This window comes from Furfurilactobacillus sp. WILCCON 0119, assembly GCF_053471565.1.
Map to the genome: position 1 here is coordinate 273,081 of NZ_JBPCCV010000003.1, position 21,321 is coordinate 294,401.

16 protein-coding genes are annotated in these 21,321 nt (G+C 48.1%); 5 read left to right on the forward strand and 11 right to left on the reverse strand.

Annotated features, from left to right (window positions below):
- Positions 1–51 precede the first annotated feature (51 nt).
- From ACRYI5_RS06820 to xylA, 3 genes are all read right to left on the reverse strand, one after another.
- Complete coding sequence (locus ACRYI5_RS06820) at positions 52–1,212, reverse strand: ROK family protein (RefSeq protein WP_448224743.1); 1,161 nt, start codon at positions 1,210–1,212, stop codon at positions 52–54.
- Positions 1,213–1,330: 118 nt separating this feature from the next.
- A complete protein-coding gene (gene xylB / locus ACRYI5_RS06825; RefSeq protein ID WP_448224744.1) occupies positions 1,331–2,839 on the reverse strand; it encodes a xylulokinase in 1,509 nt (502 codons plus the stop codon).
- 204 nt (positions 2,840–3,043) lie between these two features.
- Positions 3,044–4,384, reverse strand: coding sequence for a xylose isomerase (gene xylA / locus ACRYI5_RS06830; RefSeq protein WP_407881483.1), 1,341 nt, complete (start codon positions 4,382–4,384; stop codon positions 3,044–3,046).
- Between the two features lie 397 nt (positions 4,385–4,781).
- Between xylA and ACRYI5_RS06835 the strand changes: the two genes are divergently transcribed.
- The 5 genes from ACRYI5_RS06835 (at position 4,782) to ACRYI5_RS06855 (ending at position 12,840) form a co-directional block, all read left to right on the forward strand.
- On the forward strand, positions 4,782–6,167 hold the full coding sequence (locus ACRYI5_RS06835) for a sugar porter family MFS transporter (protein WP_448224745.1): 1,386 nt from the start codon (positions 4,782–4,784) through the stop codon (positions 6,165–6,167).
- Between the two features lie 16 nt (positions 6,168–6,183).
- Complete coding sequence (locus ACRYI5_RS06840) at positions 6,184–7,575, forward strand: glycoside-pentoside-hexuronide (GPH):cation symporter (protein ID WP_407881479.1); 1,392 nt, start codon at positions 6,184–6,186, stop codon at positions 7,573–7,575.
- 267 nt (positions 7,576–7,842) lie between these two features.
- Complete coding sequence (gene yicI, locus ACRYI5_RS06845; protein WP_448224746.1) at positions 7,843–10,128, forward strand: alpha-xylosidase; 2,286 nt, start codon at positions 7,843–7,845, stop codon at positions 10,126–10,128.
- 10 nt (positions 10,129–10,138) lie between these two features.
- A complete protein-coding gene (locus tag ACRYI5_RS06850) occupies positions 10,139–11,194 on the forward strand; it encodes an aldose epimerase family protein (RefSeq protein ID WP_448224747.1) in 1,056 nt (351 codons plus the stop codon).
- Positions 11,195–11,220: 26 nt separating this feature from the next.
- Positions 11,221–12,840, forward strand: coding sequence for a glycoside hydrolase family 43 protein (locus ACRYI5_RS06855; RefSeq protein ID WP_448224748.1), 1,620 nt, complete (start codon positions 11,221–11,223; stop codon positions 12,838–12,840).
- A gap of 81 nt (positions 12,841–12,921) precedes the next feature.
- Here ACRYI5_RS06855 and ACRYI5_RS06860 read toward each other — a convergent pair whose 3' ends face one another.
- From ACRYI5_RS06860 to ACRYI5_RS06895, 8 genes are all read right to left on the reverse strand, one after another.
- On the reverse strand, positions 12,922–13,746 hold the full coding sequence (locus ACRYI5_RS06860) for a DNA/RNA non-specific endonuclease (protein WP_448224749.1): 825 nt from the start codon (positions 13,744–13,746) through the stop codon (positions 12,922–12,924).
- A 164-nt stretch (positions 13,747–13,910) separates the two neighbouring features.
- Entirely contained in the window at positions 13,911–14,438 is a 528-nt protein-coding gene (locus ACRYI5_RS06865; protein ID WP_407881471.1) for a DUF1836 domain-containing protein, read from the reverse strand.
- Positions 14,439–14,574: 136 nt separating this feature from the next.
- On the reverse strand, positions 14,575–15,276 hold the full coding sequence (locus ACRYI5_RS06870) for a DUF975 family protein (RefSeq protein ID WP_448224750.1): 702 nt from the start codon (positions 15,274–15,276) through the stop codon (positions 14,575–14,577).
- Between the two features lie 61 nt (positions 15,277–15,337).
- On the reverse strand, positions 15,338–16,126 hold the full coding sequence (gene recX, locus ACRYI5_RS06875; protein WP_448224793.1) for a recombination regulator RecX: 789 nt from the start codon (positions 16,124–16,126) through the stop codon (positions 15,338–15,340).
- Positions 16,127–16,346: 220 nt separating this feature from the next.
- Complete coding sequence (locus ACRYI5_RS06880; protein ID WP_448224751.1) at positions 16,347–17,483, reverse strand: low temperature requirement protein A; 1,137 nt, start codon at positions 17,481–17,483, stop codon at positions 16,347–16,349.
- 197 nt (positions 17,484–17,680) lie between these two features.
- Positions 17,681–19,006 carry an FAD-dependent oxidoreductase gene (locus ACRYI5_RS06885; RefSeq protein WP_448224752.1) on the reverse strand — a complete coding sequence of 442 codons (1,326 nt, stop codon included), beginning with the start codon at positions 19,004–19,006 and terminating at the stop codon, positions 17,681–17,683.
- A 355-nt stretch (positions 19,007–19,361) separates the two neighbouring features.
- Complete coding sequence (locus ACRYI5_RS06890) at positions 19,362–19,979, reverse strand: TetR/AcrR family transcriptional regulator (protein WP_448224753.1); 618 nt, start codon at positions 19,977–19,979, stop codon at positions 19,362–19,364.
- Positions 19,945–20,829: an aminoglycoside 6-adenylyltransferase gene (locus ACRYI5_RS06895; RefSeq protein ID WP_407880219.1), complete on the reverse strand. Its 885-nt coding sequence runs from the start codon at positions 20,827–20,829 to the stop codon at positions 19,945–19,947. Before ACRYI5_RS06895 ends, ACRYI5_RS06890 begins: the two co-directional genes overlap by 35 nt.
- Between the last annotated feature and the right edge of the window lie 492 nt (positions 20,830–21,321).

The following is a 21,321-nucleotide window of genomic DNA, read 5'->3' on the forward strand; positions in this document are numbered from 1 at the left end:
ACTACCTTATACATCAATTGGGCCTTACATTTTCAGAGGTGGCACCACGTCCTAAAATTTCAACATGTAGTCATCCATGTTAAGAACCCGGTGCGTGATCAATGAGCAACCACCAAGCAACGTTGCATACTGCGTGTTTTGTGCAAGTTGAATCCGGGGATTAGTTCCCGCAATGGTCCGGTAATCTTGGCGAATTTCGGATAGCAATTCAGGCAATGCTTCGATTAACGGTGAGTTTAAGTACATGACCTCAGGATCGAAATTGGTGGCCACATTGAATAAAATCTTGGAGATGGCCGCACAAAATTCACCGAGGATCCGCTTGATGTCCGCATCATCCGCCAAAAAGAGGTTCACAAGATCCTGCCGTTGAAGTGTTTCATCACCCTTGACGGCTCGGGCAAACCCAATGATGGCATCCTCCGAACAGTAATCCTCAACCTTTTGGGACCGCCCCATCACGCCAACGTTTGCGTCCATCATGATGCTCCGGCCAATTTCACCAGCCTCACCATGAAGACCACGGTACAACTGACGATTGATGATGATTCCGGCACCGATCCCTTTATGGATACTGACCGTGAGCGTATTGGCAAAATCGCCCGCACTGTTAAAGTCACGTTCATAAATTGCCGATAGGTTCGCCTCGTTTTCCAGGACAACAGGCACATCAAAGGTCTGTTCAAACAGTCCCTGAAGATCTGCGTTCGTCATGTCGAGAAACGGCGAGTCCGTTACCCGGTTATCATCCACAATCCCAGAAACAGCAATGCTGATGCCCAGTAGGCCACGGTTTGTATCCGCAACCTGCACATCACGCACCTTAGCAATCATCAGCTGGGTAATTGCTGCCAGTGTTAACCGATCAATTTCATAATTATTGAACGACACAATTTCGCCATCCAAATAATTGACCATCATGTGAAGGTGGTGGTAGCCGATTTCAAAACTAACGGTGTACCCCCAGTGGGCGTTGACCTTCGTGAAAATTGGTTTACGGCCACCATTTGATGACGCCGCACCCTCACCCAGTTCAACCACCAGTGATTCATCATTTAACGCATTGTATAGCGTTGAAACCGTTGATTTATTGAGGTTCAAACGTTTAGAAACATCGATCCGGGAAATTGGTCCCTCATTAAAAACTTGTTGTAACACCAACTTCTGATTTACATCACGCATAATATCTTGGTTTAAAACTTTTCTAGCCAACAGTTGTTCCTACCTTGCATTTTTACCATTAGTATAAACCTCACTGAACCCCGTATCGTCGCAAAAACACGAATGGGCGTATTTTCGGTGAATACTATGGAAGCAAAGTCATTGAATTTTAGTTCTGAACGCCCCGGCGGAACGCTAATAGTTCGTGACTAACGTCTGCCGTTGCTGCATAAATTTTCTTATAGAGCGCATGAAGTTCTTCGTACTGTGCCACGTTTTCGGGAATGGGTTGATACTCGGCGCCAAATTGCACAAACGTTTCTGCACATTCAGCCACTGATTCAAACCAACCAAGTCCCACGGCGGCCAACATGGCGGCGCCAAGACCAGGCCCCTGTTCGTTCTTTAAGCTAACGACTTTTGTGTTAAAGACATCCGCCTGCATTTGTAACCACAGTGGACTCTTTGCACCACCACCAATGGAAACCACGGTATCAAACTGACTCCCCTGGCTTGCAAACAAATCCAAAATGTCACGGAATGAGAACACAATTCCCTCCATGACGGCACGAACAAAGTCCGCCCGGGTTTGGGTCCCATCAATACCAATAAAGCTTCCGCGAATATCTGCATCCGCATATGGCGCCCGTTCACCCACAATGTAAGGAGCAAACAGCAGTCCCTGGCTTCCAAGTGTGGCTTGACCAGCCGTTGCCACAAAGTCACCAAAGTCTTCGTCTGGTGCAAATGTCTTTTTAAACCAGTTTAAACTGTAACCGGCAGCCAGTGTCACGCCCATTGCATAGTAGGCATCAGGAATCGCGTGGTTTTCAAACTGTAACTGACCATGATAGTCCACTGCGCCATCCGCCTCATACTTCAACACCACGCCGGACGTGCCAATGCTTGAAAGCACCATGTTCGGGTGTAAGATTCCCGCCCCCACTGCACCGCACGCGTTATCCGCGCCACCAGCAAAAACTTTGGTGTGCGAATCGAGCCCTGAAAACGCGGCGTAACTCGCTGAAACGTTGCCAACGTAATCAATGGCGTCCATCAGGGGTGGACACATGCTCATGGGAATTTCAAACCGGTCACAGATTTCTTGGCTCCACGTGTGGTTCACAACGTCCAGAAGCACCGTTCCAGAAGCGTCCGAGTAATCCATTCCCAATTGGCCCGTCATTCGATAACGCACATAATCTTTCGGCAGGACAAAGTGCCGTGCTTGATCAAAGATTGCCGGTTCGTTTTCCTTCACCCACAACAACTTAGGCAACGTAAACCCTTCAAGCGGTTCGTTCTTGGTAATGTTAACAAACGTTTTCCCCATTGCCGCGGTAATTTCATCGCGTTGCTTGGTGGTTCGGGTATCGTTCCATAAAATGGCTGGTCGTAACACCTGATTGTGTTCATCTAATAATACCAGTCCGTGCATCTGACCTGAATAACTAATTCCGTCAATTTCCGCCGGCTTAATGCCATCGTTTAAAATCAACCGGACAATGGCCACGGTGGTCCCGCTCACCCAGTCCTCTGGATTTTGCTCACTATAACCCGGTTGGGGCTGACTTAATTCGTACGCATAACTTTCTTGGGCCACAATCTGCCCCGTCTGATCAACAGCCGAGACTTTTACCGCACTCGTCCCCAGATCAACACCTAATACATAACTCATGTCGTTTCCTCCCACGAATAAACGAACACCAACAAGCATCAGTCAACGCATTGCTTCGAAATGAAAACGACTGAGTTCCCAAACTTGGGGAGGTCAGTCGCTTTTCATTAAGTGCAATGTGCTAACCGGACTGAGTACCACAGTGTGTCGACAACAATTGTTCCCGATTGACTTATGCCACCAGCGCCAGTTTATTAACCGTCATTATTTTCCTAAGGTATCCACGATGTAATGGTTGATCGTGTCCTTAATTTGTTCCAAATGATCTGAATGTGTTGCAGCAATCAATTCTGATTGTGGTTTGTCGATCGAATAAGCTTCCAACGTCTTGAAGTCGGCCTTGCCACTTTCAATGTCAGCACCAACACCAGTGTTATATGAAGCGTACCGTTCGTCCTTGATATCTTCCAGGACTTTGTCTTCATACATCCGTTGGGCAACCAATAAACCAGCAGCAAAGCTATCCATTCCGACGATGTGACCGTAGAAGAGATCATTTGCTTCAAATGATGACCGCCGTGGTTTGGAGTCAAAGTTCAGTCCACCGCGAGGCCCGATGCCGCCATTTAACAAGACTTCGTACATTGCTGCCGTTGTCTCATATAAGTTAGATGGGTATTCATCAATGTCCCAACCAATCAGCTTGTCACCCTGGTTTGCGTCTAATGAACCCAACAAACCAGCGTCAACGGCCGTCTTAATTTCGTGTTGGTATGTGTGTCCTGCAAGGTTAGCATGGTTTCCTTCAAGGTTCAACTTGAAGTCCTTATCAAGACCGTATTCCTTCATGAACGCAATGGTTGTGGCTGCGTCCGTGTCGTACTGGTGCGTCGTTGGTTCCTTTGGCTTTGGTTCTAATAGCATTTGTGCGTCGAAGCCAATTTCGTTGGCGTAGTCCTTAGCCATGTGGAAGAACTTTGCAGCGTGTTCTTGTTCTTCCTTAGTCCGTGTGTTCCACAGTGATTCGTAACCTTCACGACCACCCCAGAAGACATAGTTTTCAGAACCGACCCGTTTCCCAATTTCTAAACTGTGCTTCAATTGTGCTGCAGAATAGGCAAAAATGTCAGCGGATGGTGATGTTGCGGCCCCTTCAACAAAGCGTGGGTTCGTGAACATGTTTGACGTGTTCCACAAAACCTTCATGCCACTCGTCTTTTGGTATTCAACGATTTTATCAACCACTTTGTCCAGGTTGGCATTGGTTTCCCGTAACGTGTTGCCTTCTGGTGCCAAGTCACGATCGTGGAAACACATGTAATCCACACCCAGCTTGTCATAAAATTCGAACGCTGCGTCAACCTTGGCTAACGCCAGATCCATCGGGTCCGTGAACTTATCATATGGCCGTTGAGCAGTCCCATCACCAAATGGGTCCACCAACCGTTGGTCAAATGTGTGCCAGTAGGCAACGGAGAACCGCAACCAGTCACGCATTTTCTTTCCACCCACCATTTTATCTGGTTGGTAGTAGTGGAATCCCAGTCCAGATTTCAAATCACTAGTGCCCACGTAAGGGACCTTATCAACATTCCAATAAGCCATAACAATCGTGCCTCCAAATTTTTGATGTTAGTTTTCTGCAACAACCAACTTACGAGATTGATTATATTAGCTTATTATTATTTTGCAAGCCCTTTCAAAAACTTTTTTCCGCTTTTGTCTCGTATCAGCCTGTTCTTTCATCTAACTAAGCTAACGAAAAATAATCCGCGATTCCGCTTATTAACCGCATTATCCAGTGATGATCCACACTCAATAATCGCGTCATCCAAAGTTTGTGTAATTATAAACTTTATTTAGAAAGCGCTTGCATTTACCGTAAATGCGTGGCAAGATTACCCCAGTTGGTTTTTTGCTCGCACTAACTTGATGAATAAACTCTGACGGCACCAACTTACAGCTGTTTGTCACATTATTTCATCGATAGGAGTCCACTGCTATGCATAAGGTTTCCACAGGCTTTGTTTATTTCTTCGGTGCGCTGGGCGGTTTACTTTTTGGCTACGACACCGGGGTTATCTCCGGAGCAATTCTCTTTATTCAAAAACAATTACATCTTGGTTCTTGGCAACAAGGATGGGTGGTTAGTGCCGTCCTCCTCGGGGCCGTGCTTGGTGCAGCCACCATCGGTCCCATGTCGGATCGTTACGGGCGGCGCAAGTTAGTGCTTCTCTCATCCATCATCTTCTTTGTCGGGGCCCTTGGATCAGCCTTTTCCCCCGAATTTTGGAGTTTGATTCTTTCACGGATCATCTTAGGAATGGGAGTCGGGGCTGCGTCAGCATTGATCCCGACATACTTATCTGAACTGGCGCCTGCTGACAAGCGGGGCACCGTTTCCAGTTTATTCCAACTCATGGTGATGACCGGGATTTTACTAGCCTACATCACTAACTATGGGTTTTCCGGAATGGTCACCGGGTGGCGCTGGATGCTTGGCTTCGCTGCCCTCCCCGCTGCCATTCTTTTCTTTGGTGGCCTCTTGCTTCCAGAAAGCCCACGGTTCTTGGTTAAAACAAACCAGCTTGACGCCGCAGAGCATGTTTTAGATCAAATGAATCATCATAATCAGGCTGCTGTTCAAGCTGAATTGACGCAAATCAAGCAACAGGCTGCCATTAAGAGTGGCGGCTGGCACGAGTTATTTGGCACCATGGCCCGGCCTGCACTGGTTATCGGGGTTGGCCTTGCCATTTTCCAACAGGTCATGGGGTGTAACACCGTTCTTTATTACGCACCGACTATCTTTACAGACGTTGGTTTTGGTGTTTCGGCGGCCCTGTTAGCGCACATCGGCATCGGGGTTTTCAACGTGATCGTAACGGCCGTTGCCGTGGCCGTCATGGACAAGATCGGCCGCAAGAAAATGCTGATTGGTGGCGGGATCGGAATGGGTGTGTGTTTGATCATCATGAGCATTGCCATGAAGTTTTCTCACGGTTCAATGGTCGCAGCCATTGTTTGTGTCATTGCACTTACCATTTACATCGCCTTTTTCTCCGCAACGTGGGGCCCCGTTATGTGGGTCATGATTGGGGAAGTGTTCCCGCTAAACATTCGTGGCTTAGGGAATTCCTTCAGTAGTGTCATTAACTGGGGCGCCAACATGGTTGTGTCCCTGACCTTCCCACCATTGCTGAACTTCTTCGGCACCGGGAGCTTATTTATCGGTTACGGTGTTCTCTGTTTTGTCGCCATTTGGTTCGTTCACGCGCATGTTTTTGAAACGCGGAACCGCTCATTGGAAGACATCGAAACCTCGTTGCGTCAACGAGCTACCAATACCGCTGACACGCACATTCACTCCACCCACTCACTTAATTAATTAGGGGATCATAATTATGGAAAATTCCGTTAAACCGTCAGTGAACGCTGACGGAAAGTTACCTTGGCGCGAGAAATTCGGCTGGGCAACCGGTGACTTTGCTCAAAATCTGATTTACACCACCATTTCAACGTACCTATTGTTCTTCTACACCAATGTGTTTGGCCTTAGCGCAAGCACTGCGGCCACCATGTTCCTTGTGGTTCGGCTTATCGACGCCATCAACGACCCCATTGTCGGGACGTTCGTTGATAAACACACGACTCGGTTTGGTAAATACCGTGGTTACTTACTGTACATGTCTGTGCCACTGGCAGCCCTCGCCATTCTGTGTTTCACCGTGCCAAACTTTTCTGCCATGGGCCGGCTGGTTTACGCTTACGTGACTTACGTTGGTCTGTCCGTTTTATACACGACCGTCAACATCCCTTACGGTTCACTGAACGCCGCAATGACCCGGAACAATAAGGAAATCGTCTCCATGACGTCACTCCGGATGGTTCTAGCCAACCTTGGCTCACTCACCGTCAGTTTCGGGGTACCAATCTGTGTCAAACTGTTTTCAAACGGTAGTTACACCGGCCCTCAATCGCAAAGTGGGTGGTTCTGGACGATGGTTATTTACGGCATCGCTGGGGCCCTTATCTTAATGTATTGTTTCCATGAATCTGTTGAACGGATCACCATGAGCGGCGATCAATTAGAAAATGTTCACGTTTCTGATTTATTCCACCAGTTAGTTATCAACGGCCCCCTTCGGACCCTTGCCATCTTCTTCATCATTACGTTTGGTTTGATGTCCGTTGTTAATGCCGTTGGGGCCTACTACATGACGTATAACGCTGGGAACCCTGGCTTAATGCAATGGTATAACCTGCTGGGAACCCTCCCCGCATTCATCGTTGTTCCACTAACACCGTGGTTAAACCGCAAACTTGGAACCCAAGTCCTCATGCAAAGTAGTTTAGTGCTCGCCATCATTGGCTTTATCATGTTGTACTTCATTCCAGCAACCAACGTTCCCGGAACGTTTATCGCCCGCACCATTGAAGCCGCCGGAATCATTCTCTCCACTGGTTTCCAATGGGCACTGGTTCCCCAAACCATCACCTATGGCGAATGGAAGACCGGCAAACGGGAAAACGGAATTATCAACGCCGTTATTGGTTTCTTCTTCAAGTTCGGGATGGCGCTTGGTGGTGTGATTCCGGGTTACGTGCTGGCTGCTTACGGCTTTGCCGCTAACAAGACGCAAAGCGCCCGCTCCCTTCAAGGAATTCGGTTAACAACCACCATCATTCCCATTATCCTTACCGTTCTGGCCATGGTTGTCTTTGCCTTTTACCACCTAACAGACGAAAAGGTTGAACAAATGAATGAAGAAATCGCATCCCGGTCTGACCACTAGGACGATTCTTAATTAACCCGAGTAATTCTACCTCGCCACCACTGATTGTCGTAGGAGCCCCTGCTTTCCTAACGTGTCGGTTATTGCTGACAGGTAGAATTACTTTTTGTTAACCAGGAGGTTTTCTCAATGTTTAATCAACACTGGTTCAAACGCATTTCAGCTTGGCTTCATGCTCCACTAACACCAAAACCATCACAACCACACCGCTTTTACACACCACTGTGGTGGTAATAACAGCACAATTTTTTAAGGAGGTTTCATTTCATGAAATTTACAAACGGTTATTGGCTCACCAAGGATGGGTACACCATTAATTCACCAATGGAGGTCTTTGATACCGACATTACCGATAATGCCCTCACGGCATATGCACCCTATCATCACATCGCTACCCGCAATGACGAACTTAACCTCGGGATGTCAACCATCACCCTGACTTCACCACTTGAAGGGGTGATCGGCGTTAAGTTGACCCACTTTGATCAGTCAACGGCGGGCCCAAACTATGTTTTAAACGACGAACATCCCCACGTCACCATTGCTAAAGACGCCCATGACGTGCACTTTACCTCCGGCGACCTAACCGCAACGTTGCCACTGGACGGTCCGTTTGAACTCAACTTTACAGACCCAGACGGCCACAGCATCACAAAATCCATGACGAAGGCCCAGGGCGAGATCACAGACACCGTTCACCACCAGCACTTTATGCGCGAACAGTTGTCCATGGATGTTGATGAACATGTTTACGGACTGGGCGAACGGTTCACCCCGTTTGTTAAAAATGGTCAAACGGTCGACACCTGGAATCAGGATGGTGGGACCGGAAGTGAACAGGCCTACAAGAACATTCCGTTTTACATTACTGATAAGGGCTACGGTGTCTTTGTCGATGAACCCCAAAAGGTCTCCTTTGAAATTGCTTCTGAAAATGTTGACCGCGTTCAGTTCAGCACTGAGGGTGAATCCCTGACCTACTACGTGATTTATGGCCCCACACCAAAAGCAATTCTGAATAAATATACCCGGCTAACGGGTCAGATCAAACTTCCGCCTGCCTGGTCCTTTGGTCTATGGCTGTCCACTTCTTTCACCACTGATTACTCAGATGAAACGGTGATGAAATTTATTGACGGCATGGCTGAACACCACATTCCGTTAGACGTCTTTCACTTTGACTGTTTCTGGCAGAAGGGGTTTGAATGGTGCACATTAACCTGGGATCGCGAAAAGTTCCCTGACCCTGCTGGTCTCCTTAAAAAGATCCATGACCGCGGCATCAAAGTTTGTGTCTGGTTGAACCCTTACATCGCCCAAAAGTCACCACTATTTAAAGAAGCAAAGGACCACGGTTACCTCATCAAACGTCATGACGGCAACGTTTGGCAGTGGGATCTGTGGCAGGCCGGTAACGGTTTTGTCGATTTTACGAACCCTGACGCCGTTGCTTGGTATCAAAGTAAGCTGTCCGCCCTACTTGATATGGGGGTCGACTGCTTCAAAACCGACTTTGGTGAACGAATTCCCGTTGATGATGCTGTCTTCTTTGACGGCAGTGACCCACAACGTGAGCATAACTACTACACCCTTCAGTACAACCAGGCTGTTTATGATGTGCTGAGTGCCAAACGTGGTGAAGATGATGCAGTCGTCTTCGCACGGTCAGCAACAGTCGGATCACAAAAACTCCCCGTTCACTGGGGCGGTGACAACCTATCCCGCTACAATTCCATGGCTGATTCCTTACGTGGCGGGTTGTCATTCCTATCATCTGGCTTCGGCTTCTGGAGTCACGACATCGGCGGTTTCGAAGAAAAGGCAACGCCAGACATTTACAAACGGTGGACGCAGTTTGGCCTGTTATCATCACACAGCCGTTACCATGGTAGCGTTCAGTACCGGGTTCCATGGTTATTCGATGATGAAGCGGTCGCCGTCACCAAGAAATTCGTTGACCTAAAGCTATCACTGATGCCGTACCTGTATCAGCAAGCCGTTCAAACATCCGCAACCGGCACGCCGCTCATGCGGCCCATGTTCATCGAATTTCCTGAGGATCCAAACACCGCCTATCTCGACAAACAGTACATGTTGGGTGACAAGCTCCTGGTGGCCCCAATTTTCAATGATCAGGGAAACGTCCACTACTACTTACCAGCTGGTCGGTGGACAAACCTCCTAACGGAACACGTTTACGAAACTGATCAAAATGGTCAATGGCTGAACGAACAGTACGATCATTTGGGCTTACCATTACTTGTTGCCGGCAACAGCATCTTGCTTCGGAAACCGGGCAGCGCACATGCAGATTACGACTACACAGACGCTCCTGACATTAATCTTTACGAATTGGATAACGGCACCATCACCACGCCCGTTGTCGACCGGGACGGCCACACCGTGGGTTCAGTCACCGCAACCACGGCTGGTAACCAATTGACGCTCACAACAACTGGCCTTCACGGTGTCGCAACCGTTTATGTGCATGATCACGGCCAGATCACCGACTTTACTTTGGCTAGTGCCAGCCAAACGTTTACCCTGAACTAGAGGCCGGCAAATGCAAACACAATCTGAATTCACCACGACCGTAACGCCGTTTGACACCTATCGCGGTCAGGAAGTTTATCGCTACACCATCGAAAATGCCCACGGCGTTCGCCTCAGCGTCTTAAATCTTGGGGGGATTTTAAACGAACTTTCCATTCCTAGTGCCAACGGCCGCCGGAACCTAGTCCTTAATTACCCACATAGTGCTGATTACTACGCCAACCCGTTTTACGTCAACATGGCCATTGGCCGAACTGCGGGGCGCATTGGTCACAGCCGGCTGACCCTCAACAACCGAACGTATCTGCTGCCACAAAATGAGGGTGACACCACGTTACACGGCGGGCCTCACGGTTTTCACCAACGTTTTTGGGTGGGTAAACTAACCACTATTGACGACTGCCCCGCCATTCAGCTAACCACGACGCAACATCCAGAAGACGACGGGTTCCCCGGCACACTCACCACAACCATGACGTACCAACTCTCATTAGATAACACCGTCACGGTAACCTTTGCTGGCACATGTGACACCGAATCTGTCTTCAATCCAACCCTTCACACGTACTTCAACTTGGGGGATGCCGCAACCATTCTGGCCCACACGTTACAGGTGAACGCAACGAACCGGTTAGCAACACAACCAAATAAAGTCCCGACTGGCACATTTACCCGCTTGGCAAACACCCCGTTTGACTTTCAGCAATCACGACCATTGCAGCAGGCCATTGACGGCTTACAACGGACCTCTGAGCGGGGACTAGACGACGTATACTGCGTGACACCGGATGAAGCCGGGACGGTTGCTCACCTAGCCGATCCTGACACAGGTGTTACCGTAACCGTGGGCTCACATCAAAATGGCCTGGTTGTCTTCACCGCCAATTCGTTTACAACGGCGCACATGCCGTTCATCAAAACGGGAGGGCACGGTAACCCCTATCTCGGCATCGCCCTTGAACCGCACACGCTTCCGGATGCAACCGCACACCCAAACTTTGGGGACATCACGATTCATCCCGGCCAGCCACGGTTAAAGACACTGTCATACCACGTGACGTTTTAATTCAAATCGATAAAGAAGGTTTTCTTATGAAACTGACTAATCCCGTTTTACCCGGCTTTAATGCCGACCCCAGCATCATTCGTGTCGGTGACACGTACTACATCGCTAACTCCACGTTTGAATGGTTCCCAGGCGTTCGTCTCCACGAATCAACGGATCTTGTTCACTGGAAGCTCCTCCCCTCACCACTTAACACAACCACATTGCTATCCATGCGTGGCAATCCGGCTTCTGGCGGAATCTGGGCCCCTGACCTTTCTTACGCTGACGGGCAATTCTGGCTCGTGTACACTGACGTCAAGGTAACTGAAGGTGCCTTTAAGGACATGGATAACTACCTGACAACGGCCACCGACATCCACGGTCCATGGACCACGCCCATTAAACTTAACGGCGTTGGCTTTGACGCTTCTCTGTTCCACGACACCGATGGTCGCAAATATCTCGTTCAACAAACGTGGGACCACCGTGAATATCACCACCCGTTTAACGGCATCACCCTGACCGAATTTGACGTCAGCACCATGCACCTGATGCCGAAAACGGCCCGAACCATCTACCGGGGAACGGCCACAAAACTTGTTGAAGGGCCCCATCTTTACCACATCAATGACAACTACTACCTCTTTGCCGCTCAAGGTGGGACGGTCTTTACCCATGAAGAAGTGGTAGCCAAGTCAGCCGACCTCAGCACCGACAGCTTCGTCTCTGAACCAGATGGCCCCTTCCTGACTAACTTTGATACGCCAGACTTCGCCCTCCAAAAGCAGGGGCACGGTGCCCTCGTGGATACACCAAGTGGTGAATGGTACTACGCCTCCCTGACGTCACGGCCTTGGAACCACGACACTGAATCTGCCCACGATCCGCGCGGGTGGAGCACGCTTGGTCGTGAAACTGCGATCCAAAAGGTCACTTGGGATGATGCCGGTTGGCCCCGCGTCGTTGGTGGTCATGGTGGCCAAGTGGTGGTGGACGCCCCCGTTGACGCCATTCCAATGAGTGCCCCACTGGATCATTCACAGTCTGACGACTTCACCACCCCAACCCTCGATCAGAATTGGAACACGCTTCGTGAACCATTTACACCAAAAATGGGCCATACTGGCGATGGTCACCTAACCCTCATTGGCCAAAAGTCACTGGCCAGCACCTTTGACGTTTCACTGCTTGCTCGCAGGTGGCAGGCGTTTAACTTCACCACGACCGTTGCGGTGACGTTTGATCCGTTTAGCTATCAGCAAATGGCCGGCCTGACCAACTTCTACAACGATAAACACTGGTCATGGATCTTCATTACAAATGATGAAACGAAGGGCCGCGTGATTGAAGTGGCTGAGAATAATCGCGGTGATTACCACACCTACCTTCGTGACAACGCCATCCCAATTCCCACCAATGTTAAGCAAGTGTGGTTCCGGACAACCGTCAAAAAGTCATCCTACACGTACAGTTACTCCTTCGACGGCACCACGTGGACCGAAATCCCCGTTACCCTTGATGCCGCCGTGCTTTCAGATGACTACGTGCTCCAAACGTACGGTGGCTTCTTCACCGGTGCCTTTGTCGGATTAGCCGCCGTTGACTACGCCGGATATGAGCAACCAGCAACGTTTGATCACTTTCAGTACCAAGAACAGGACTAAAACTAGAAATCATTAACTTAAAAAGCACGGTGCTCATGGACTTTTATCCATAAGCACCGTGCTTTCGTTGTTTAATAATGGCTAATCCTCTGATGATTCATCTGGTGTTGGCACCTTCATGTCATGGTCAACCCGTGAACGACCGGTGGCATAATCAAACGTAAAGCCCGGCTGAACGTTAAAAATGTACACGTTAAAGTTCAGGGCGCCATCCGTTGACAGCGCCTGTAAGTGAACCCCATTGGCCATTAAATTATCCCCGGAGAACACTGCTTGAGCTGAATAGATCACCCGTTTATTGGCTTTAAGGGCGTTGCGCACCTCGCTTTCATAAATCGTTTGTAACGTCTGGTTGCTAAACGCCGTTTGGGTAAACAGGTTTTTGGGATTATTTTGATCCCCCGATTGCTCATTGGGATCATACGCACCCGATTGGCCAATTCCCCCTGACAACGAGTACGCAATCAGATGCCCCCGGTTGATGATGGCCTGACCATTCACCATTTTTTGGTGCCAACCACTTGGCTGAATGTACTGTCGCACCCGCAATGAATCGTTAGCCACGTTGCGCCGTTCCAAATACGCCGTGTTCGGTTCGACCGTTCGATTCAACCGATCCAATGACTGATAAACGACGTGGTTCGTCCGCCACGCATCGCTATTTAACGTACTCCGGTTGTGGTTAACACTCACCACCGCTGGCTTGCCAGATTGATAGGTCAACTTAGCCAGTGCCGCCGTGCTGGCTGCCTCAGTGCTACCCTGACCAGACACGTGCTGCGTGGACTGCGACCCACTAGTGCTTGGCCCCGTTTCTAAACTCGATCCCCGACTTAATAGATACGCGCCCAAAACAATCACAATGATGCCAATGAACATCACGCCATAGCGTTGTTGTCGTTTCATGTGCTCCCCTCCGTTGTGCCTGTTGTTACGTTTAAGTGTAACGCTAACGGTCATATTATTGTGGGCCATTATCCCCGTCCCATTGTCCGCAAAAAAAGTGGTCAACCTCAAAGATACCTTCAAGACGGACCACTTTTGCCGTTTCACGTGAAACAATTATGAACCTACTTTTGTTCGACGGGCTTTGGCTTTACCACCGTTTGGGCTAAGGAGAGTAGCTTTTCTGAGCGCATTTTAGCCAACACCGTTGCGACTGTTTCCTTCATCATTTGGTCACTAAGCTCCGTTGTGGCACTCTTTGTTGCCGGTTCATTGCGTAACCCCGCCAGCACTAACCCAATGAAGGTGTCGTAAGCACGTTTAGGAAACAGACTTACCGTCACTTGATCCATGCCTTGGCGAATGGTGTCCATGGAGTAGCTTGGTTTTAAGATCCCGATCAGCAGAATATCCGCAACCTGCATCACTTGGTACTTCTTTTTGACCGGTGCCAAAATGATGTTGTGCTTCACGTAGTTATTGATCATGGCTGGCGTCACCGTGTCGACACCCAGTGGTCCCAACGTATCGTTCACATAGGCCACCACTTGATCCATGTATAAATCAAACTTTGGTAATTCATCCCACTTTGGTAACGTTACTTCAGTTAGGTGTTGTTCCCACTGATGGTATTCATTGAATGGTTCAGTCATGTCATCATCCTCCTGCTAGTTGATGAGTAAATTATATCAGTGTCATCTAGTTTAGTAAACTAGATGACACTGATATAATTTTGCATTTCAAGAAAATAAAAAAAAGTCATCACAGTAATGTGATGACTTTCCCCGTTTATAACGTTAATTCAAGCTCGCTTGTTTCCTCTAAATCATTATAATAAGCAGCTCGTGTTCCAGATATATATGGTGTTACCCATAGATTTGAAAAACCAAATGAAGGAACAGCCAATAACGCCCAGCCTAAGAAACTCAAGGTAAGAACAAAGAATTCCCACTTGTGCCCCTGCATGAGCTGACGACTTAGGCGCATGCTGGTAATGATGCCGGCCCAGATACTGGCATCCGGATTTTTTTCATGAAGATCCTTATAGACAAAGATTGATTGACTATACATTAAGGAGAACATGATTCCTGGGACAACTAGGAGTACATACCCCACCACAACAATGAAACTGATCAAGAACGATAATACTAACAGCGGAAAGACAGTTGGTGAGGCAACCACCCGAAAACTATCACTGGCAGGGTTAATTTCACGATTAGGTTCACGAACCCAATCCAGAAAAGTGTACGTTACACCAAACCCAATTACCGTCGCAAGTAATATAATCCACCATGTTCTTGTGCCAAGGTGCTGATATAATCCGATAAATGACGACGATGCAGCATCGTAATTGCTACGAATGTAAAACCGATTGTACCCGTTGACTAATAACAGCAGCAGTACTGGGATAACGTTTAAGCCGACTGCTTTCCCCCACTTACCGTGAAAAAGATCTTTAACTGATTGTTTTAGTTCTGCACGTGTTCTCATGTTGACCCCTTAACAATTATATTTATATAACCACCATGAACATTAACCATTCAATTGTCAACTATTTACTTGTTCCCTCGCTTAATGCGTCGAGCACCCGGTTAATGTCATCAATTTGATAACCCTTACCGTACAGGCTTCGTTTGGTTCGGTTCATCCGATCACGCAGATCATAACGCCGGTTGCGTTGCCAAATTTTCTCCGCTTCATGACTTAACAAAGAAGCTTCAGTATCTTCGTCACGCACCAATTCGAGTTGGCCCATGACCTGGTCGATTGTCTCACGCTGAAAGCCCTTCGTCATCAGTCCCTGAATCACCTTCTGGCGCTGTGTTGAAAATGGCTTTCGCGCGTAGTGTCGCGCCAATTTTTCAGCGGTCTCTAACCCGTTCTCGAGCAACTGATCCGTTGAAAATTCAGCGAGGGCGCCATCAATAATGGTTTCCCCCACCCCTTTGCTCCGAAGGTTTTGACGAATGATCACCGGTCCCTTATCAGACGTATTCCGCATGGTCCGAACATAGGCCTCCGCATACGCCTGGTCATCAAGCAAATGAAACTCACGCAGCCGTTGCATTGTTTCCGTGATAACGCTCTCGTCAACTTCCAACGTCTTCAGCTTATCATGGACTTCACGTTCAGACCGCAACTGGCCGGACAAATAATCCAGTGCCCGGTTGTATGCCTTAGCCACATCATCGGCCGCAATAATTTCTTCAGCCAAGTCCTTATCGATCACCATCCCCTTGAAAATGCGGAATTTGATCATGACGGATTCACTAATTGGAAAGGCATACTTCCCATCAAGATAAACATTATACCGTCCTGCCCGCTTTTGGGCCTCAATCATGGTCACCTGGTTTGCTGTCGGACCACTTGGCTCATCTGGTTGTTGCTGATCGCCATGACGACGGCGGTGCTTTGCTAACAAGTCATCAGCAACGGACTGCCCACTGGCCGGTTCACCAGACTTTGACCGGCGTGGCTTTGGTGCACCCACATCGCCAATTAAAATGGGTTTATTTTCCTGGTCACTCATGATGCCCTCCTTTATAGCGAACGTTTGTTCCTCATTTTATCACATCACGCGCGTGTGCGCTGGTGTAAAACCACCAACAAGATGACGTGAGGACCAACACACCACTTAAAACTAAGATGGCGGCCACCGGGACTTCACTTAGTGCAAGTACCACTGCGCCAAGAATCACCACAAAGCTTAGCAAGCCCAGACCACTGATCCACGGACTGTGTGTTAACGGCCGGTTTGGATACGTCAGGACCATCACGAGAATCCCGCCTAAAAATCCTGCCAGACCCAAACTAACCAGCCCTGCAAATTGCCAACCAATAAGCTCGTGTTGCAGGTAAAGTTCTGTTGCCGCCGTTACGAGATCAAGGCCAACAAAAATAAAGTAATGAACGTTGATTAACGTAATCCCCGCCGTCTTTTTATGGCGGTTTACCCGTCCCTGATAGCTAACAAAATAAATCATGAAGAGGGCCACGATAATCAAAAAGAACGGGATGGCTAGCCAGTTAAAATCATGAACATCCACAATGCTGGCAACTGCAATCACGGCCTCACCAAAAAGAAGCAATGTAAACAGAGAATATCGTTCCGTCAGGTGTTCAAATATTGCCGGAAAGTCCGTTAGTTCACGGTATAAAAAGATTGGGCCAACGTTTGCCAACACCATCGACAACACGTACACCGTCACCCGAACGCCGTAACTGGCCCACGGAACAATTGTTGCCGCGCCAATAAGACCACTCAAAAACAACAAGCGGTACAACCCGCGGGCGACCACCAACTGCTTTTGATCCGTCAGTTTCCGGCTCTGCAACCAATACTGAATCCCAATGCTGATCAATAAAATTGAGGTACTGCCGGCAAACGTCAGGTGCGTGGCCTCAAAATCTGCGTTTAATGATTGCGACAAAATGATTACCATGAACATATCAAATAGCATAAAGACCGTGTGCTGTAGATTTTCATGGAAAAATCGGTTTACTAACACCGTTTGATACGTCCAAATGGTCCAAAACATGAAAAACATGATCAGATACTCCCCAAGATACAGTCCGGGGATTTCCTCATGGTGAACGAGATGAAGAATCGTTGTGATGCGGCTAATTGCATAGGCAAAAATAAGGTCATAAAATAATTCCAAATTCGAAACTTCTGCGTTTTGACGTAGCTCTTTCATGGGTCTTAACTTCCATCCTCTCCGTGTGCAGCACATTTCATTCACCGCACAAGTTACACTTCATTTTTATTTTAGCAGTTGTCGCGAGTCTGGCCTAACGGTACGCTGACAAAATGATAATCAGTTTACCCCTAAAAAAATAACGGTGTCATTAATGAACGAACACATTCATCAATGACACCGTTATTTTGTTGGTCCTATAAAGCGTTGCACGTCTTCAACGCCTGAAGTGCTGCAAGTGACATCACGTTCCACTGAGTGCTTAACTCTGGCTGAAAGAAGAAATCAGCCGTTGCCAATTGGTCCAGCGTTGCGTGCATTTCAATCGCTAACGAAATCGTGTTAATGTTTGCCGTTAAATCCTGTTTGGAGATGATTTGTGCGCCCAAAATCTGACATGTTTTCGGTGCATAGATCAATTTAAACGTCACATCTTCGGTTAATCCAAATGTCGCCTGCTTCTTAACAACGGTGCTGGCACTAGAAATATTTAACCGTGCCGCCGTCTTTTCCGACAAGCCGGTCGTCGCAAATTTATACCCAAACGCAGGTAGCGCTGACGTTCCCTGGACGCCTGGAAATGCCACCCGCTGGCCCGTCAAGTTACGTACTGCAAAAATTGCCTGCCGCCGCGCGTTCGTTGATAACGCAACGGGTAACGTTGTGTTCGCCGGCGTGTACTGAATTTGTGTCGCGTCGCCAACAGCAAAAATGTCTGGGGCGCTTGTTTCCATGTATTCATTCGTTTTAATGAGGCCATTTGGGAGTAACGCCACCGTTTCCGCCAGCCAATCCGTATTCGCATGCCCACCGGCAGACAGAATGACAAGGTCCGCTGGATAACGATGAGTCGCTGTTTGAACCGCCATAACGTGATCGGTCCCAACCATTTCAGTTACTGATTCACCCATCGCCATCGTAACACCATCAGCCACCATGACCTCTGTTAGCGGTGCTGTGATCTCTTGATCCAAGTACGTGCTTAGTGGACGTTGGTTGACGTCAATTAACGTCACGTGTTTTTTTGATTGAACAAATAAATCTGCGACGCTCATCCCAACATAGCCAGCCCCAATCACCACGACATTTTTAATCGTTTCGGATTGCGCTTGCTTGCGGGTCATCATTAAATCTTGAGGTGAATGCACCGTCAAAACATTTTCCAAATCCACACCAGGGACCGGGAGCTTTGTTGCATGAATGCCCGGGCTCAAAATAAGTTTGTCATATGAATCCGTTGCGGTTTTTCCGGTCACTAAATTTTTTGTATCAACCGTGTGGGCAGTCGCATCAATTCGTGTCATGACTGTCTGCTCGAACACCGTAATGCGTTGCTCGTTTAATTCTGTTTTTGTCAGCGAACTAATTGCCGGGATTCCTTCCACCACTGCTGCATCGTTTCGCTTCACAATATCAAAGGCTTGTTGATCATACCAATGAATGTCTGCGTCAACATCCATTAACCGTAAACTTTCAACTGCTTCATAGCCACCATGAGAAAAGCCTAAAACAATAACCTTCATGATTGATATCCTCCGTTTGATTAAGTACACTATGTACTTTATTTTAACGATGTCTATCATACAACCTTCACAGTTAAAAACAATAGAGAACACCGTGTTCTTTATCACTTTTACGGGTCACAATTACCTTATCCGTCGCTTACTACCGATTTTACCTAACGCAGGCATCAGTTCATCTAAGCAAACAAGCGACTGCGGGCATAATCCACCCACTGTCGCCCACCACTGCTTCATTTTCTAAGCTGCCATAAACGCGTGACCTAACGCAGGCATCAGTTCATCTAAGCAAACAAGCGACTGCGGGCATAATCCACCCACTGTCGCTTGTTTGCTTAGATGACGGTGCCTAACCGCGTTAGGTCACGCTCTCCTCTTTTATAAACGTTCGCCATGCTGGCAACACTTCCTCATCAACGATCCGGTCCAGGTAAGCCACCGTCATTGACCGGCCGCCAATCAAGTCAAAGTATCGCAACGACCGAAACAGCATCAGCTGCGTCATTACTGGTGGTTCCTTATGAATCTCTCCACGCCGGCGGCCGTTTTCAAGGACAACCCCCATGATTTTCAGGTTGCTTGTCTCCGATGCTGCCAGAATTTTCTCCCGGTTCAATTGTGCTTCAGGCGCCTCCGCAAACAATAGTCGAAAATACTTATTCGGCCCCTGATTTGAAAGGCGGATAAATGTTTGACCGACATACAAAAGGTCAGCTCGTAAACTACCGCGATCAAAAATTCCCTGAACCAGTGGGTTCGTTTCCGTCGAAATTCCCGCCAAAATCGCGTCCAAAGTTAAATCGAAAATATTATCCCAGTGACGATAAAGGACGGAGCGGCTCGTTTTCGAACGTCCCGCAACATCGGCCAGTGTTAAACTGGCATACCCTTTTTCATCCAATAATTCATACACTGCTTGGTAGATTTCATTTTGTAACTGATCACCTCGTCGGCGAGTATCCCGCGCTTGTGCCATCGGCAGCCTCCATTAATGTCTCTTCGTAAGCAATCACAGCCTGTGGGTACGTCGGAAAGTCAAAGCCCATTTGGTCGGCCACAATCCGTGCCGTTACTAAGAATAGCTGACTCGCCACCTGTAAAGCCACCCACGTTGCATCCTCATCAGCCAGTTTATAAGTCATTAATAGCTGGTCATAATCGGCAGGGGCTAACGCTTCTTTCAGGCGTTCATCGTGCTTTCCCACATCCGTTTGAAAGTTTGTTGCAATACCGACTGACCACCGTAACATCGTTAACAGTTCGCGACGAACATCCATTTCAAACGAGCCGTTTGCATACAATAGCTCATGGCGTTTTAGGCCCTTGACCACGTACAAACTGTTCCAAAAAAACTTGTTAATGCTTTCCTGATAATCATCCGTGCTGGGCGCTGTAATTCGAAAATCCCACGTTGATAATTCCGGTTGCGCTTTTACTGGATGATCCTTATCAAAAATCACGGTGTTTTCATGTTCGGCAGCAAGGTAGGCCGCTTGATCTTCCACACAAGCCACCTTTAGGTCCAAACGATTTCCGTCCGTGAACTGCATGAGGTAGGGATATGCCGGTTGTTTCGTCCCAGCAATTTGGGCCATTGTTGGTTTTCGCATCATCAAACGCTCACCAAACACAGCCAACCACTCATCGTTTTTTCTGAACGGATTGAGTGTCTTCACAAAGTACGTAATGTCAAAATCCGCAAACGCATCCTGTTTAGCCGTCGGGTCATTGCGTGACCCTTCCATCCCAATCGCCCGAATGTTATCATCACCCTCAGCCACCGTTTTAATGATGGTCATCATTTCTTCAGCACTTCGCCGTTTCATGGTCAGCCTCCACTCGTTTCATCAAAATCAGTGCGAACCAGTACGTTTAGAAAGCAAGCACTAACTGAAAAACGATTGTTGGCGTTCTTGGCCAATGATCGTTTTTTGGGTTAGGCGCAACTTTCTGTACTGGTAAGCACGACATCAAAATCAGTGCGAACCGTCCCGGTTAAAAAGCGAGCACTAATTGGAAACTAGCTGTTGGTGTACTCGGCCAATAGCTGGTTTTTGGATTAGGCGCAACTTTTTGCGATGGTAAGCACAACATCAAAATCAGTGCGAACCGTCCCGATTAAAAAGCGAGCACTAATTGGAAACTAGCTATTGGCGTACTCGGCCAATAGCTGGTTTTAGATTAGGCGCAACTTTTTGCGATGGTAAGCACGACATCAAAATCAGTGCGAACTGTCCCGGTTAAAAAGCGAGCACTAATTGGAAACTAGCTATTGGCGTACTCGGCCAATAGCTGGTTTTAGATTAGGCGCAACTTTT

Bases quoted from the DNA above. Each gene is read 5' to 3' on its own strand.
- recX (WP_448224793.1), bottom strand. From the start codon at position 16,126: ATGATTGAGGCCCAAAAGCGGGCAGGACGGTATAATGTTTATCTTGAT.
- ACRYI5_RS06885 (WP_448224752.1), bottom strand. From the start codon at position 19,006: ATGAAGGTTATTGTTTTAGGCTTTTCTCATGGTGGCTATGAAGCAGTT.
- ACRYI5_RS06865 (WP_407881471.1), bottom strand. From the start codon at position 14,438: ATGACTGAACCATTCAATGAATACCATCAGTGGGAACAACACCTAACT.
- ACRYI5_RS06850 (WP_448224747.1), top strand. From the start codon at position 10,139: ATGCAAACACAATCTGAATTCACCACGACCGTAACGCCGTTTGACACC.
- yicI (WP_448224746.1), top strand. From the start codon at position 7,843: ATGAAATTTACAAACGGTTATTGGCTCACCAAGGATGGGTACACCATT.
- ACRYI5_RS06880 (WP_448224751.1), bottom strand. From the start codon at position 17,483: ATGAAAGAGCTACGTCAAAACGCAGAAGTTTCGAATTTGGAATTATTT.
- ACRYI5_RS06895 (WP_407880219.1), bottom strand. From the start codon at position 20,829: ATGAAACGGCGAAGTGCTGAAGAAATGATGACCATCATTAAAACGGTG.
- xylB (WP_448224744.1), bottom strand. From the start codon at position 2,839: ATGAGTTATGTATTAGGTGTTGATCTGGGGACGAGTGCGGTAAAAGTC.
- ACRYI5_RS06870 (WP_448224750.1), bottom strand. From the start codon at position 15,276: ATGAGAACACGTGCAGAACTAAAACAATCAGTTAAAGATCTTTTTCAC.
- xylA (WP_407881483.1), bottom strand. From the start codon at position 4,384: ATGGCTTATTGGAATGTTGATAAGGTCCCTTACGTGGGCACTAGTGAT.
- ACRYI5_RS06890 (WP_448224753.1), bottom strand. From the start codon at position 19,979: ATGGCACAAGCGCGGGATACTCGCCGACGAGGTGATCAGTTACAAAAT.
- ACRYI5_RS06860 (WP_448224749.1), bottom strand. From the start codon at position 13,746: ATGAAACGACAACAACGCTATGGCGTGATGTTCATTGGCATCATTGTG.
- ACRYI5_RS06840 (WP_407881479.1), top strand. From the start codon at position 6,184: ATGGAAAATTCCGTTAAACCGTCAGTGAACGCTGACGGAAAGTTACCT.
- ACRYI5_RS06835 (WP_448224745.1), top strand. From the start codon at position 4,782: ATGCATAAGGTTTCCACAGGCTTTGTTTATTTCTTCGGTGCGCTGGGC.
- ACRYI5_RS06855 (WP_448224748.1), top strand. From the start codon at position 11,221: ATGAAACTGACTAATCCCGTTTTACCCGGCTTTAATGCCGACCCCAGC.